The organism is Acidovorax facilis (genome assembly GCF_023913775.1).
GTDB classification, from domain to species: domain Bacteria; phylum Pseudomonadota; class Gammaproteobacteria; order Burkholderiales; family Burkholderiaceae_C; genus Acidovorax; species Acidovorax facilis.
Window position 1 is genome coordinate 22,157 of record NZ_JAMXAX010000053.1, and the last position, 13,439, is coordinate 35,595.

At 62.4% G+C, this 13,439-nt stretch carries 12 protein-coding genes; 3 read left to right on the forward strand and 9 right to left on the reverse strand.

Annotation, left to right across the window (positions count from 1 at the left end; translation table 11 throughout):
* The first annotated feature begins 58 nt into the window (after window positions 1–58).
* The gene (locus NFX52_RS15685) at window positions 59–988 is read left to right on the forward strand and encodes a LysR family transcriptional regulator (protein ID WP_055398529.1); all 930 of its coding nucleotides are present in this window, start codon (window positions 59–61) and stop codon (window positions 986–988) included.
* A gap of 137 nt (window positions 989–1,125) precedes the next feature.
* On the opposite strand, the gene NFX52_RS15690 is transcribed toward NFX52_RS15685, so the two are convergent.
* The 8 genes from NFX52_RS15690 to NFX52_RS15725 form a co-directional block, all read right to left on the reverse strand.
* Window positions 1,126–2,172: an ABC transporter ATP-binding protein gene (locus NFX52_RS15690; RefSeq protein WP_082437458.1), complete on the reverse strand. Its 1,047-nt coding sequence runs from the start codon at window positions 2,170–2,172 to the stop codon at window positions 1,126–1,128.
* Window positions 2,169–3,158 (reverse strand): ABC transporter ATP-binding protein, encoded by a 990-nt coding sequence (locus NFX52_RS15695; RefSeq protein WP_252635717.1) that lies wholly within the window; start codon window positions 3,156–3,158, stop codon window positions 2,169–2,171. The genes NFX52_RS15690 and NFX52_RS15695 overlap by 4 nt, the downstream gene beginning before the upstream one ends.
* Window positions 3,159–3,196: 38 nt before the next feature.
* Window positions 3,197–4,108: an ABC transporter permease gene (locus NFX52_RS15700; protein WP_055398531.1), complete on the reverse strand. Its 912-nt coding sequence runs from the start codon at window positions 4,106–4,108 to the stop codon at window positions 3,197–3,199.
* A gap of 131 nt (window positions 4,109–4,239) precedes the next feature.
* The gene (locus NFX52_RS15705) at window positions 4,240–5,820 is read right to left on the reverse strand and encodes an ABC transporter substrate-binding protein (RefSeq protein WP_029413932.1); all 1,581 of its coding nucleotides are present in this window, start codon (window positions 5,818–5,820) and stop codon (window positions 4,240–4,242) included.
* 85 nt (window positions 5,821–5,905) lie between these two features.
* On the reverse strand, window positions 5,906–7,123 hold the full coding sequence (locus tag NFX52_RS15710) for a M20 aminoacylase family protein (RefSeq protein ID WP_252635718.1): 1,218 nt from the start codon (window positions 7,121–7,123) through the stop codon (window positions 5,906–5,908).
* Between the two features lie 148 nt (window positions 7,124–7,271).
* Window positions 7,272–8,252, reverse strand: coding sequence for an ABC transporter permease (locus NFX52_RS15715; protein ID WP_252635719.1), 981 nt, complete (start codon window positions 8,250–8,252; stop codon window positions 7,272–7,274).
* Between the two features lie 152 nt (window positions 8,253–8,404).
* Window positions 8,405–9,985 (reverse strand): ABC transporter substrate-binding protein, encoded by a 1,581-nt coding sequence (locus NFX52_RS15720; RefSeq protein ID WP_055398534.1) that lies wholly within the window; start codon window positions 9,983–9,985, stop codon window positions 8,405–8,407.
* A gap of 505 nt (window positions 9,986–10,490) precedes the next feature.
* Window positions 10,491–11,537, reverse strand: a complete 1,047-nt coding sequence (locus NFX52_RS15725; protein ID WP_252635720.1) for a porin — start codon at window positions 11,535–11,537, stop codon at window positions 10,491–10,493.
* Between the two features lie 315 nt (window positions 11,538–11,852).
* Between NFX52_RS15725 and coq7 the strand changes: the two genes are divergently transcribed.
* Entirely contained in the window at window positions 11,853–12,470 is a 618-nt protein-coding gene (coq7, locus tag NFX52_RS15730) for a 2-polyprenyl-3-methyl-6-methoxy-1,4-benzoquinone monooxygenase (RefSeq protein WP_055398536.1), read from the forward strand.
* 189 nt (window positions 12,471–12,659) lie between these two features.
* On the opposite strand, the gene NFX52_RS15735 is transcribed toward coq7, so the two are convergent.
* On the reverse strand, window positions 12,660–13,109 hold the full coding sequence (locus tag NFX52_RS15735; protein ID WP_055398537.1) for an OsmC family protein: 450 nt from the start codon (window positions 13,107–13,109) through the stop codon (window positions 12,660–12,662).
* On the opposite strand from NFX52_RS15735, the gene NFX52_RS15740 reads away from it, so the two are divergent.
* Window positions 13,108–13,439: hypothetical protein (locus tag NFX52_RS15740; RefSeq protein WP_252635721.1), on the forward strand; the 332-nt coding region annotated here is incomplete at its 3' end. The genes NFX52_RS15735 and NFX52_RS15740 overlap by 2 nt on opposite strands.

A 13,439-nucleotide genomic window follows, 5' to 3' on the forward strand; every position in this document is an offset into this window, starting at 1 on the left:
GTCAAACGCCTTTTGACAAATACCCCCGCAACGGCATCACATGCCGCCTCCCTGTTCAATGGAACTCACCTCCCTCACCGTGCTGGTCGACATCCTCGATGCCGGCAACCTCAGCCAGGCCGCCCGCAACCTGAAGATGTCCCGTGCCAACGTCAGCTACCACCTGCACCAGCTCGAAAAGTCAGTGGGTGTGCAGTTGGTGCGCCGCACCACGCGCCGGGTGGAGCCCACCGAGGTGGGCCTGCGCCTGTATGCCCATGGCCGCGCCATTCAGAACGAGATGCTGGCTGCGCGCGAGACCATTGCCACGCTGGGCCAGGGCCTGCAGGGCCGCGTGGGCCTGAGCGTGCCCAGTGGCTACGGGCAGATGGTGATGTCAGACTGGCTGATCGACTTCAAGCGGCTGTACCCTGGCATCGTGCTGGATGTGCGCTTTGAAAATCGGGTGGACGACCTCATCCGCGATGAGGTGGACATCGCCATCCGCGTGATGCCCGAGCCCCCACCCACGCTGGTGGCGCGCGACCTGGGCAGCGTGCGCTACATCGCCTGCGCATCGCGGGGGTACGCCGAGGCGCATGGGCTGCCCCAGGACTTCGAAGCTCTGCAGGCCGCGCCGGTGATCACCGCAGGGGTGGTAGGCAAGCAGCTGCGCCTGCGCGGATACCGGGGTGACCAGCGCCAGGAAGCCATGCTGGAGCCCACCCTCATTTCGGAGCACTTTCCGTTTCTGCGCCAGGGCATCCTGGCAGGGCTGGGCGTAGGGCTGGTACCGGATTACGTGGTGCAGGACGCCGTGTCCAGCGGGGAAGTGCTGACCACGCTGGACGACTGGCGGCTGAGCATTTTTGGCACCCAGATGTTCATGCTCTACATGCCCAACCGCCACCAGACGCGTGCGGTGCGCACGTGCATTGACTACCTGCTGGGGCGGGCCCTGCCCGCAGCCGAGCCAGGCGCAACAGCGAAGGCCGAATCAGCGCCTTGATCGATTCCCGATACAAGAGCGGGCGCAGGTGCTGAATGGATAGTCGTCAAATGCTATATTTTTTATAGCAAAACATCCATCTGCACCTTTGTCCTCAAACCGGGTGGCTTCGCCGCACGTCGGTGCGGCGCCGGGCGTCAGATCCGCCCTTCCTCCACCGCATGGCACGCAATGCGAATGCCACCAATGCTATTGAGCTGGGGGCGCTCGGTGCGGCAGCGGTCGTTCACATGCGGGCAGCGGGGGTTGAAAGCGCAACCGGGTGGTGGGTTCAGCGGGTTGGGCACCTCGCCCTGCACGGGGGTGCGGGCCTTGCCGGTGTCGTGCATCTTGGGGATGGCATCGAGCAGCATGCGGGTGTACGGGTGGCGGGGCGTGTCAAACAGCGTGTGTTTGTCGGCCAGTTCCACCAGGCGGCCCAGGTACATCACGCCGACCTGATCGCTCACGTGGCGCACCACGGCCAGGTTGTGGCTGATGAACAGGTAGGTGAGGTGCCGCTCGCGCTGCAGGTCCTTCATGATGTTGAGCACCTGGGCCTGCACCGACACGTCAAGCGCACTCGTCGGCTCGTCGCACACCAGGAACTCGGGCTCGGTGGCCAGGGCGCGCGCGATGGAGATGCGCTGGCGCTGGCCGCCGGAGAACTGGTGCGGGTATTTCACCATGTCCAGCGGCGACAGGCCCACGGACTTGAGCAGCTCACCCACGCGCTGCTTGAGCTCGGCCTTGTCGGTGATGAGGCCATGCTCCTTGAGCGGCTCGCCAATGATGTCTTCGACCAGCCAGCGAGGGTTCAGGCTGGCATACGGGTCCTGGAAGATCATCTGGATACGGCGGCGCATGGCCTTGGCATCGTTGCCCTTGAAGGCGGCGTGTGCATCCTGGTTGTCAAACGTGAGGCCGCCGCGTGTGGGCTCGTACAAACCCACCAGCAGGCGCGCCACGGTGCTTTTGCCGCAGCCGGACTCACCCACCAGGGCCAGGGTTTTGCCTTTTTCGATCTCGAAACTCACGCCGTCTACCGCATGCAGCAGCGTGCGGGGCTTGCGTTCGATCACGCGGTTGAGCCAGGGGGCCGAGACGTCAAAGGTCTTGGCCAGGTCGTGCGCCTGTACCAGGGCTTTGCTTTTGACGGCGCCGGTCTGAGCGGCGTGAGGGGTCGTGGAAGCGGCGGCGCTCATGCGGTCACCTCTGCGTTTGCTTTGGTGGCGCCAGCGTGCAGCCAGCAGGCGGCGCGGGTGGAGCCTGCGTCCATCAGGTCGGGGCGGTCGGTCATGCAGCGGTCAAAGGTCTTGGGGCAGCGGGGGTTGTAGGCGCAGCCCTGGGGGATGGCGTTCAGGCGGGGCATGGCGCCGTCGATCTGGTTCAGGCGCTCGCGGTCCACCGACATGTCGGGGATGGAGGCCATGAGGCCGCTGGTGTAGGGGTGCGAGGGCTTGTTGATGACGTCGTGCACGGGGCCGATCTCGGCCACGCGGCCGGCATACAGCACGGCCACGCGGTCGCAGGTTTCGGCAATCACGCCCATGTCGTGGGTGGTCAACATGACGGCAGCGCCGCGCGATTTGCAGATGTTTTTCAGGAGCGTGATGATCTGCGCCTGGATGGATACGTCCAGCGCCGTGGTGGGCTCGTCGGCCACGATGAGCTTGGGCTCGGCCGCCAAGGCCAGGGCAATCACCACGCGCTGGCGCATGCCGCCGGAGAACTGGTGCGGGTAGTGGTCGATGCGCTCTGCAGCGGCCGGAATGCCGGTGTCCTGCAGCAGCGCAATGGCGCGCTGGCGGGCCTCGGCGGGCGTCACCGGCAGGTGGGCCAAGATGGTTTCCGTCAACTGGCGGCCCACGGTGTATAGCGGGTTGAGCGAGGTCAGCGGGTCTTGGAAGATCGCACCAATGCGGCGGCCCCGGATGTGGCGCATTTCCTCATTGCTGAGGTTGTCGATGCGCTGGCCTTCCAGCAGGATCTGGCCCGAAGCGACGCGGCCCGGAGGTTCGAGCAGGCCGATGATGGCGGCGCCGGTGAGCGACTTGCCCGCGCCAGACTCCCCCACCACACCCAGGATCTCGCCGGGTGCAATGGAGAAGGAAATGTCGTCCAGGGCGCGCAGGGTACCGCGGCGGCCCGGGAATTCGACAACGAGGTTTTTGACTTCTAGGAGAGACATGGAATGTGTGCCTGCTTCAAAAATACTGCGAATGCCAGTCAACGCAGGCGAGGGTTCAGCGCGTCACGCAGCCAGTCACCCAGCAGGTTCACGGACAGGGCGATCAGCACCAGCATGGCGCCAGGGAACACGGTGATCCACCATTCGCCGGAGAACAGGTAGTCGTTGCCGATGCGGATCAGCGTGCCCAGCGAGGGCGATGTGGGCGGTGCGCCCACGCCCAGGAAGGACAGTGTGGCCTCGGTGATGATGGCCGTGGCCACCTGGATGGTGGCGAGCACCATCACGGGGCCCATCACGTTGGGCAGCACGTGCTTGCGCATGATGCGAAGGGGCGAGACGCCCGTCACGCGGGCGGCCTGCACGTATTCCTTGTTGCGCTCGACCAGGGTGGAGCCGCGCACAGTGCGCGCGTACTGCACCCAGCCCGTGAGCGAGATGGAGATGATCAGCACACCAAACGCCAGCGACTCGTGCGCGTTGGGGAACAGTGCACGGCCCACACCCGCAATCAGCAGCGCCACCAGGATGGCGGGGAACGACAGCATCACGTCGCACAGGCGCATGAGCACGGCATCGATCCAGCCGCCGCGAAAGCCGGCCAGCAGTCCAAACGCCACGCCCACCACCACGGAGAGCACCACCGAGGCGAGGCCCACCACAAGGGAAATGCGCGCGCCATAGATGAGGGCGGAAAGAATGTCCCGGCCCTGGTCGTCGGTGCCCAGGGGGTACTTCATGGAGCCTTCGGCGCTCCAGGCCGGGGGCAGCCGCGCGTCGCTGAGTTCGAGCGTGGCCAGGTCAAAGGGGTTATGGGGCGCGACCCATCCGGCAAATACCGAACAGAACACACAGATCAGCGCGATGGCAGCGGCCACCATCGCCATGGGCGATGTGCGGAAGCTGTAGCCAACATCGCTGTCAAACCAGCGGGCAAGGGTTGTTTTCATTGTGGGAAACCAGTAAACAAGCACCAACGCAGAGCCCGGGTAGCGGCCATGCGTTGGTGTGGACTTTCAAAGAACCGGTCGTTCTCTCTTTTCTCTGCGATCGACTAACGTAGGGACTTCTGCACCCCTTCTTACTTGGTGATGCTCATCCACTTGAAGTGCATGAAGTTGTCGGCCAGCTGCACGAGCTTGACGTTCTTGCCCACGCCCCAAGCCAGCGCTTGCTGGTGCAGGGGAATGTGGCCTACATCGGCAGCGTGCAGATCGAAGACTTCCTTGATCATCGCGTTGCGCTTGACCTTGTCGGTCTCGGCCTGGATCTTGAGTGTCAGCTCATCCACCTTGGGGTTGCAGTAGGCGCCCAGGTTGAACTGGCCGGACCCCTTGTCATCCACGCAGCGCATGAGGGCGTTGAGCGCGTTGTGCGAGTCGTAGGTGGCCGGTGTCCAGCCCAGCATGTAAAAGCTGGTGTCGCGGCGCAGCACCTTGGGGAAGTAGGTGCCCTTGGTTTCGGCCTGCAGGTTGATCTTGACGTTGATGCGAGAGAGGTTGGCGGCCACTGTCTGGCAGATGCGGCCATCATTCACGTAGCGATCGTTCGGGCAGTTCATGGCCACTTCGAAGCCGTTGGGATAGCCGGCTTCGGCCATCAGCTTCTTGGCAGCTTCGACGTCGTAGGGAAGGCGCTTCGCGTCAGGCTGGAAGCCATTGATGCCGGGACCCACGAGCAGGGCCGAGGGGTTGGATGCACCACGCATCACGGTCTTCTTGATCCCTTCGATGTCGATGGCCTGGTAGAAGGCCTGGCGCACACGCTTGTCCTTGAAGGGGTTCTTGCCCTTGACGTTGGAGTACAGCAGTTCGTCACGCTTTTGGTCCATGCCCAGGAAGATGGTGCGCAGTTCGGGGCCGGTGATGGCACGGGTGTTGGCGCTGCCGTTCACGCGTTCGATGTCCTGCACGGGTACGGGTTCCATCACGTCCACCTCGCCCGAAAGCAGGGCGGCCACACGGGTCGCATCGTTGCCGATGGGGGTGAAAACGACTTCGCTGACGTTGCCTTCGATCTTGCCCCAGTAGCTGCCGTTGCGTGTAAACACCGAGCGCACGTTGGGCTGGCGCTCACGCAGGCGGAAGGGGCCCGTGCCGTTGGCACGGAACGAGGCAGCGTTCTCGATGCCCTTGCGGCGGTCCACTGGGCCCAGGGCCTGGTTGGTCTCGCACCACTTCTTGCTCATCATGTACACGAGCGAGATCACATCCGGCAGGATCGGGAAGGGGGTCTTGGTTTCGATTTCGACCGTGTGGTCGTCGATCTTGCGCACTTCCTTGAAGTCGTTGGTGTAGCTCTTCATGTCCGAGCCTTCCACCTGGGTGCGCCCGAAGCTGAACACCACGTCATCGGCCGTGAAAGGGGTGCCGTCGTGGAATTGCACGCCCTTGCGCAACTCGAAACGCCACACGGTGGGCGACGTCTGCTTCCAGCTCGTCGCCAGGGCAGGCGCCAGGCTTAGGTCCTTGTTGCGGCCGACCAGCGGCTCATAGACGTTGCCGGTGACGCTCAGCTGCAGCGACTCATTGAGCGAGTGGGGGTCCATCGACAGGGAATCGCCCTGGTTGGCGATGCGGATGGTCTGAGCTTGGGCCACCAGGCTCGCCGCCGCCAACGCGGTAAAGAGAGCGGTCAGAGCGATTTTTTTATGGAATTTCATGGAAACCTCCAGGTTGGGGAAAGCGGGGGGAAAGGGTTGGGCTGTGGCGCGGTAGTGCAAATGGGCAGGCAGGCTGGACGGTGCTTCAAGCTGCCGCCAAAGGCATGGCCTGCTCGATAAAGCTTGCGTGCAGCGCTGAGCCCAGGGGCAGGATGTCGTCGTTGAAGTCGTAGCGGCTGTTGTGCAAGGCGCTGCCACTGGCCCCTGTGCCCTGGCCGATGCGCAGATAGGCACCGGGGCGGGTCTGGAGCATGAAGGCAAAGTCCTCGGCGCCCATACTGGGCTCCAGGTCACGCACCACATGGTCGGCACCCAGCAGGGATTCGGCCACGTCGCCGGCAAAGATGGCTTCGCTTTCGCTGTTGATCGTGGCCGGGCAGATGCGCTCGTAGTGCACCGTGGCCGTGGCGCCAAAGCCCAGGGCGATGGCGTTGCACAGCTCCTTGAGGCGCTTTTCCACCATCTCCTGGACGACCGGATCGAATGTCCGCACGGTGCCCACCAGCGTGGCAGAGCCCGGCAGCACACTGAAGGCCCCCAGGTCGCCAGCCTGTGCGGCGCAGATGCTGACCACGGCGCTTTCAATGGGGCGCACATTGCGCGAGACGATGCTTTGCGCGGCCGTAATGATGTGCGCGGCCACAACCAGCACGTCCACCGTCTGGTAGGCATGGGCACCGTGGCCGCCACGTCCCGTGATCTCGATGGTGAAGCGATCCGCCGCAGCCATCATGGGGCCGGAGTTGATGCCCACGGTGCCGGGCTTCATCGCGGGCCAGTTGTGCATGGCGTAGATGGACTGCACCGGGAAGCGGTCAAACAGCCCGTCTTCCATCATGACGCGGGCGCCAGCAAAACCTTCTTCGCCCGGCTGAAACACGAGCACGGCTGTGCCGTCGAAGTTGCGGGTCTCGGCCAGGTAGCGCGCAGCCCCCACCAGCATGGCGGTGTGGCCGTCGTGGCCGCAGCCATGCATGAGGCCCGGCTTGCACGACTTCCAGGAGAAATCGTTGTGCTCGGCCAGCGGCAGCGCATCCATGTCGGCACGCAGGCCGACCATGCTGCCACTGGAGGTGCTGCGGCCGCGGATCACGCCCACGACTCCCGTGCGGCCAATGCCGTCGTGGATCTCGTCCACGCCGCAGAGCTTCAGGGCCTCTTTGACGCGCGTGCTGGTGTAGATCTCCTCGAAACCCAGCTCAGGGTGGGCGTGCAGGTCCCGGCGCAGCGCGGTCAGCTCGGGGTGGTACTGCGCAATGTGCGCAAACGCCCGGCCTCCGGCTTTGTATCGAAGCGACTGCATGTCAGGCGTCCCGAAAGCTCGTGCAGCGCCAGCAGCCGGCAAAACCGGCGCGGCACAGGCCAGCGCTCCCGCGCAAGGGCCGCCCCGCCGCGCTGGGAGCGTCCCCCCTTTGGGGGGATGGCGCGAAGCGACTCAGGGGGGAGTTCATTCAATGCCCTCCTGCCTTGCCTACGCGCAGGCGTGGGTCGACCGCAAAATACAACAGGTCCACCACCAGATTGATCACCACAAAGATCAAGGCGATCAGGTACAGGTAGGCGGCCATCACCGGAATGTCGGCAAAGGTCACGGCCTGGATGAACAGCAGGCCCATGCCGGGCCACTGGAACACGGTCTCGGTGATGATGGCGAAGGCAATCAGACCACCCAGTTGCAGTCCGGTGATGGTCATCACGGGCACCAGCGTGTTCTTGAGCGCATGGCCGAAGTGAATGGCGCGATTGGACAAGCCCCGAGCGCGTGCGAACTTGATGTAGTCTGTGCGCAGCACCTCCAGCATTTCTGCGCGCACCAGCCGCATGATCAGCGTGAGCTGGAAAATCGCCAGCGTGATGGCAGGCAGCGTGATGTGGTGCCAGCCCTTGGCCTTGAGCAGGCCCGTGCTCCACCATCCCATCTGTACCACTTCACCGCGCCCGAAGCTGGGGAACCAGCCCAGGGTGACAGCGAACACCAGGATCAGCAGGATGCCGATCAGGAACGTTGGCAGCGACACGCCCAGCAGTGAGATGGTCATGAACAGCTGGCTTGTGAAGGTGCCGCGCTTGAGGGCTGCATACACGCCCATGGGCACGCCAATGACCAGGGCCAGGAAAGCAGCCACCAAGGCCAGCTCCAGTGTGGCAGGAAAACGCTCTGCAATCAGCCGCGAAACCTTGGCACCCTGGCGCAGGCTCAGGCCGAATTCGCCCTGGGCTGCGTTGACCAAGAAATGCCAGAACTGTATGAAAAAGGGCTTGTCCAGACCGAGCGAGGCGCGCAGTTCGCGGATCTGCTCGGGAGTGGCGTCCTGGCCCAGCAGGAACACCACAGGGTCTCCCACGTACTGGAACAGCATGAAGGAGATGAAGGCCACCGTGACCATGACAATCACAGCCTGTATCAGGCGGCGCAATATAAAGGCGAGCATCGGAGAGTCGATTGAGTGTTCGATGGGAACGCCACAGCCACTTTTGATGGCAGGGCGCTGGCAGGCAATATGCGGTCGTCAAACCGGACCAGAAAGCAAAACAAAGAAAGCAAGGGCCTCGGGGCCCTTGCTCTCAGTGTGTCACGCACCGGTCAATTCACCTTGACGGTGCGCATGTCCACGCGGTTATCCGCGCGGTGAACCAGTTCAATGTTCTTCTTCACGGCCCATGGGATCACCTGGTCATGCAGAGGAATGTGGGACACGGTGTCGTTGGACAGTTGCAGCGCTTCCGTCAGCATGCGGGCGCGCACGGGTGCATCGGTTTCTGCCTTGATGCGGTCCACCAGATAGTCCATGCGCTGGTTGCTGTAGCGACCCACGTTGTAGTTGCCGTCACCACCTTGGCCCACAGTGCGGACCAGCGATTGCAGGCTGTACAGCGCATCGAAGGTCGGCACGCCCCAGCCCAGCATGTAGATGCTGGCTTCGTAGCGCTGGATCATCGGGAAGTAGTTGACCAGCGGCAGCGTGCGCAGCTTGGCCTTCACCCCCACGCGCGCCCACATGGCCGTCACAGCCTGGCAGATGGCTTCGTCGTTGATGTAGCGGTTGTTAGGGCAGGCGAAATCCACTTCAAAGCCATCGGGGTAACCCGCCTCGGCAAGCAGCTTCTTGGATGCATCAACGCTGTATGGGAAACGCTTGCCAACAGCCTCTGTGTAGCCAGCCACTTGCGGCGCAACGATGGTGCCCGTGGGCTTGCCCAGACCGCGCATGATGTTGCGCGAGATGGTTTCTGCATCAATCGCCTGGTAGAGCGCCTTGCGCACCCGCACATCCTTGAGCGGGTTCTTGCCCTTGATGTTCGAGCCCGGGAGCTCTTCCCGGAACTGGTCCATGCCCAGGAAGATCGTGCGGTTCTCCACACCATCAATCACCTTCAAGTCAGGGCTGGCGCGCAAGCGACCCAGATCCTGGGGTGAAGGGTCGAGCACCAGATCCACTTCACCCGACAACAGTGCAGCAATGCGTGTGGCTGCGGACTTGATGGGTGTGTAGACGATCTCGGTCACATTGCCGTCCATCTTGCCCCACCAGTTGGGGTTGCGCTTGAACACCATCTTCACATCAGGCTGCCACGACTCCAGGGTGTAAGGGCCTGTGCCCATGGCGTTGCGGTGGGCAAAGTTTTCGTCGGTGCCCTTGATGTCTTTGGGCTCTACCGACTTGTTCTTTTCGGCCCATGCCTTGCTCATGATGCGCAACTCGGTCATCTGACGCAGCAGCACCGGGTTGGGCGAAGACAGGATCACATCAAAGTTCTGGGCATCCACCTTCACCACTTTGCTGATGCCCTGCACGTAGGGGGTGAAGTTGGACGTTTTGGCCATGGCCCGCTGGATGGAGTACACCGCATCGTCAGTGGTCAGCGGCGAACCATCATGGAACTTGACGCCCTGGCGCAGCGTAAAACGCACCTGCGTGGGGCTGATCTCCTTCCAGGCCGTTGCCAGCACGGGCTCCACATCAAACGTCTTGCTGTTGTAGTACACCAGGCTTTCATACACATTGGCATGAAGGCCGTTTTGCAGCGCATTATTCTGGGAGTGAATGTCCCAGGTCGAAATTTCCCCCTGACTGGCCCATTTGAAGGGCTTGGCTTGCAGTGATGGCGCAAACAGCAGCGCGGCAGCTGCAGCCACCGCCAAAAGACTGTGGTTGAGTTTCATGGAACCCTCTTGATTAAAAATTTTACTATACAGTAAAGGTTGCTCTATAGCCAACGGGAAATCCCTGAATCCCCGGTGCTATGAAGGGCCTATATCTGCGCTGACAGCGCGTCCTTTATGCAAGGTTGGTGCCAGCTAAAACTTTCTTTTTATCTTGTCCGCGCGGGCTCACGCCTCTGGGCACGGCTGCGACATCGCTTCGCCGCTCAGCAACCCGGGGTAAGAGACACTGCACCGTGGCCTTGCCACCCACCGGGCCTTCTGGCCGCCTCAACGGAAGCACTCAACAGAGGGGAATCGGTCGCCCCACAAAACGTATAGGTCTGCATGAGCAGTCATGGTTCAGCACGCAAACCACGAGACAGCTTTGGACCACCCGAGCCGATACACAGGGAGTCGCAGGCGACGAACCGACTCACGAAAACAAATCGAGAAATGAAAAAAGCCGCCCGAAGGCGGCTTTTAAGCTTTTGTATCAAAAACTGGCCAAAGCCAGCTGACGATATTAGAAGCTGTGACTGATACCGAAGTCGTAACCGTTGGAGTTGCTGTTCACACCAGTCACAGCGCCGTTCAGAGCTTGTGCAGCGCCGTTCTTGTTGGACAGGCGAGCGTACGTTGCGTACAGAGCAGTGCGCTTGGACAGGTTGTGCACGTAGCCCAGAGCCAGCTTGTTCGTACGTGGATCAGCACCAACGGTGTCTATCTTGTAGGTGGAGTAAGCCAGACGAACTTCGCCAGCGCCCACGGGCACCAGACCACCGATCAGGAAGCCCTTGCCGTCGTTGCCGCCGCTGATCTTGTCTTGGTTGTAGTGAGCCATGATCTTAGCCATGCCCAGGTCGTAGGAACCGCCCAGGTTCACAGCCTTGATGTTGCCGGCCAGGAACTTGGTTTCGGAGAAAGCGATAGCGGCGTTGATGGGGCCGTTAGCGTAACCAGCGCGCAGTGCCAGGCCGTTGCCGTCCTTCTTGTTGGCAGCGTTGCTGTTGTTCTCACCCATGTAGTACTGGGCTTGGCCGTAGAAACCACCCAGGTTGCCGGGCAGGAAGTAGCCGATGGAGTTGGAAGCGCGCACGGTGGTTGGGCCACCCAGGCTGGAGTTCAGAGTTTGGCTGGTGCCAACGCCGGCCGTGCCGAGCGGATCGAACACAGCCAGGTTCCAGATTTGGGGAGTGTAGTCACGGCCCAGACGCACTTCACCGAAGCCGCCATTCAGGCTGACCGTCGAACGACGGTTGAAAGTCAGGCCGCCGCCAGTGCTGGTAGCTGCTTGGTTGTTGGTGTTGGTAACGCTGCCGGTGCCGTTGTCGTTGTTCAGACCAGCTTCGAGCCAGAACGAAGCGGCCATGCCACCACCCAGGTCTTCAACGCCGCGGAAACCCAGACGGCTGGCGTTGTAGCCGGAGTTCGTCAGTTGGGACTTGTTGGCGACGCTGCCGGAACCGTATGCGTAGGTAGCGTCAACGATACCGAACAGGGTTACGGACGATTGAGCCATTGCAGCGCCGGAAGCAGCCAGCACAGCCAGGGCAATCAGGGATTTTTTCATTGCGAGTTACTCCAAGGTTAAACATCGGGCTCCGGTACGGGGGGTCTATGGTGAAAGCACCTGCACAGTCCCGCCGGTTCCCCGGGCCAACCTCCTGGTGGGGAAGTTGCTCTTATTGCACCAGACCCGGCCAGGTTTCGCAAAGGAATTCACCCACAATCGACCCGAAAGGGAAAAATCGTTGCAGTGTTGCAACATTTCCATGAACCCCGGCAAAATCGATCTGCTGCGCCTTGTAACAGCTCCTGCCAGCGCCTGAGATTTGTATCCAAGTGAAAATTGTGTTTCTGCGCTCTTGCCAACCTGAAAGCCTCCATGGACTCTTTGCTAATTGCGGCTGACACCGCACTGCGCACACTTTTTGCGACACCCCGTGCATCCGAGCCCACGCCGGCGCGCGGCATGGACGAAGGAGCACTCGACCCCACCCAGAAGAAGCTGGCGGGGGCGCTGATGCGTGTCAACCACGTGGGCGAAGTCTGCGCACAAGCCCTGTACACCGCGCAGGCAGCCATCACGCGCGACCCCGCGCTCCAAGCCCACCTGCTGGAGGCCGCCCGCGAAGAAACAGACCATCTCGCCTGGACCCAGCAGCGCCTGGACGCGCTGGGCGCCCGGCCCAGCCTGCTGAACCCCCTGTGGTTTGCGGGCGCCTTCGCGCTGGGGCTGGTCGCCGCCAAGGTCAGCGACCGGGCAAGTCTGGGTTTTGTGGCGGAAACGGAAAACCAGGTGGCGGCGCACCTTCAAAGCCACCTCGCACGGCTTCCCACACAAGACCTGCCCTCGCGGGCCGTGGTGGCCCGTATGAAGGACGACGAGGAGCGCCATGCCGCCCAGGCCCGGGCATCGGGCGCACTGGAACTGCCGCCCCCCGCCCGGGCGGCGATGAAGGTAGCCGCCAAGGTGATGACCACCACCGCGCACTACCTCTGAGCACTGGCCGCACTGCGCACGCACTGACCGCGTGCGCCAGGGTGCATCGCGCGCGACGACCTCAAAAACTGGCGCAGCCCAAGCCAGCAGACGCCGTGGAACTGGCCTTCCCAGGCCACCGGGTGCGTCCCCCTCCCGCACAGCGAGAGAGGGGGAAGGCGCCGCAGGCGACTCAGGGGGAGGTCTACCTCATGCCTCGACCACTTCAAACCCGGTGGTGATCTCCGCCGTCTTGCCCAGCATGATGCTGGCCGAGCAGTATTTGTCATGGCTCATGGCGATCGCGCGCTCTACCGCAGCGGGCGGGATACCCTTGCCGGTCACGGTGAAATGCATATGGATCTTGGTGAACACCTTGGGGTCCGTCTGGGCGCGTTCGGTGGTCAGCTTGACACTGCAGCCGCGCACATCGTGACGGCCCCGCTTGAGGATGAGCACCACGTCGTAGGCCGTGCAGCCGCCTGTGCCGGCCAGCACTGTCTCCATGGGCCGGGGCGCCAGGTTCAGCCCGCCGTTGGCCGGATTGGCGGCATCGGGCGCGCCATCCATCGTTAAAACATGGCCGCTGCCGGTCTCGGCCACAAAGCCCATGCCAGAACGGGTTCCTGTGCCTCCGGTCCAGCTGACTGTGCATTCCATGGTGTATCTCCTTTTTGGTGCGTGGTTTTTTTCGCACGGAATGGCCCGGCGAAATAAAAATTTGGTGTTGATTTTGCTGCAATGCAACAAGACTCGCGCTAAACTTCCACCAAGCGCTGCTTTTTCTGGATGGAAAAGGCAGATGGCAAGAAGCCCGGTTTTCGGCACTTGTCCCGCACCGATTGTCTCCTCCATCTCCTCAAAGGATGGATTAGCCCCAGGCCTCACGGCTTGGGGCTTTTTTTTGGCTGAACTGGCCTCGATAGCTTCCCTCAGCGGCGCATCGCCCCCAAAAAACCGACCCCCTATGATGTGGACCCCCGCCGCCGC

Bases quoted from the DNA above. Each gene is read 5' to 3' on its own strand.
- NFX52_RS15710 (WP_252635718.1), bottom strand. From the start codon at position 7,123: ATGCAGTCGCTTCGATACAAAGCCGGAGGCCGGGCGTTTGCGCACATT.
- NFX52_RS15715 (WP_252635719.1), bottom strand. From the start codon at position 8,252: ATGCTCGCCTTTATATTGCGCCGCCTGATACAGGCTGTGATTGTCATG.
- NFX52_RS15725 (WP_252635720.1), bottom strand. From the start codon at position 11,537: ATGAAAAAATCCCTGATTGCCCTGGCTGTGCTGGCTGCTTCCGGCGCT.
- NFX52_RS15690 (WP_082437458.1), bottom strand. From the start codon at position 2,172: ATGAGCGCCGCCGCTTCCACGACCCCTCACGCCGCTCAGACCGGCGCC.
- NFX52_RS15700 (WP_055398531.1), bottom strand. From the start codon at position 4,108: ATGAAAACAACCCTTGCCCGCTGGTTTGACAGCGATGTTGGCTACAGC.
- NFX52_RS15685 (WP_055398529.1), top strand. From the start codon at position 59: ATGGAACTCACCTCCCTCACCGTGCTGGTCGACATCCTCGATGCCGGC.
- NFX52_RS15720 (WP_055398534.1), bottom strand. From the start codon at position 9,985: ATGAAACTCAACCACAGTCTTTTGGCGGTGGCTGCAGCTGCCGCGCTG.
- NFX52_RS15735 (WP_055398537.1), bottom strand. From the start codon at position 13,109: ATGGAATGCACAGTCAGCTGGACCGGAGGCACAGGAACCCGTTCTGGC.
- coq7 (WP_055398536.1), top strand. From the start codon at position 11,853: ATGGACTCTTTGCTAATTGCGGCTGACACCGCACTGCGCACACTTTTT.
- NFX52_RS15695 (WP_252635717.1), bottom strand. From the start codon at position 3,158: ATGTCTCTCCTAGAAGTCAAAAACCTCGTTGTCGAATTCCCGGGCCGC.
- NFX52_RS15705 (WP_029413932.1), bottom strand. From the start codon at position 5,820: ATGAAATTCCATAAAAAAATCGCTCTGACCGCTCTCTTTACCGCGTTG.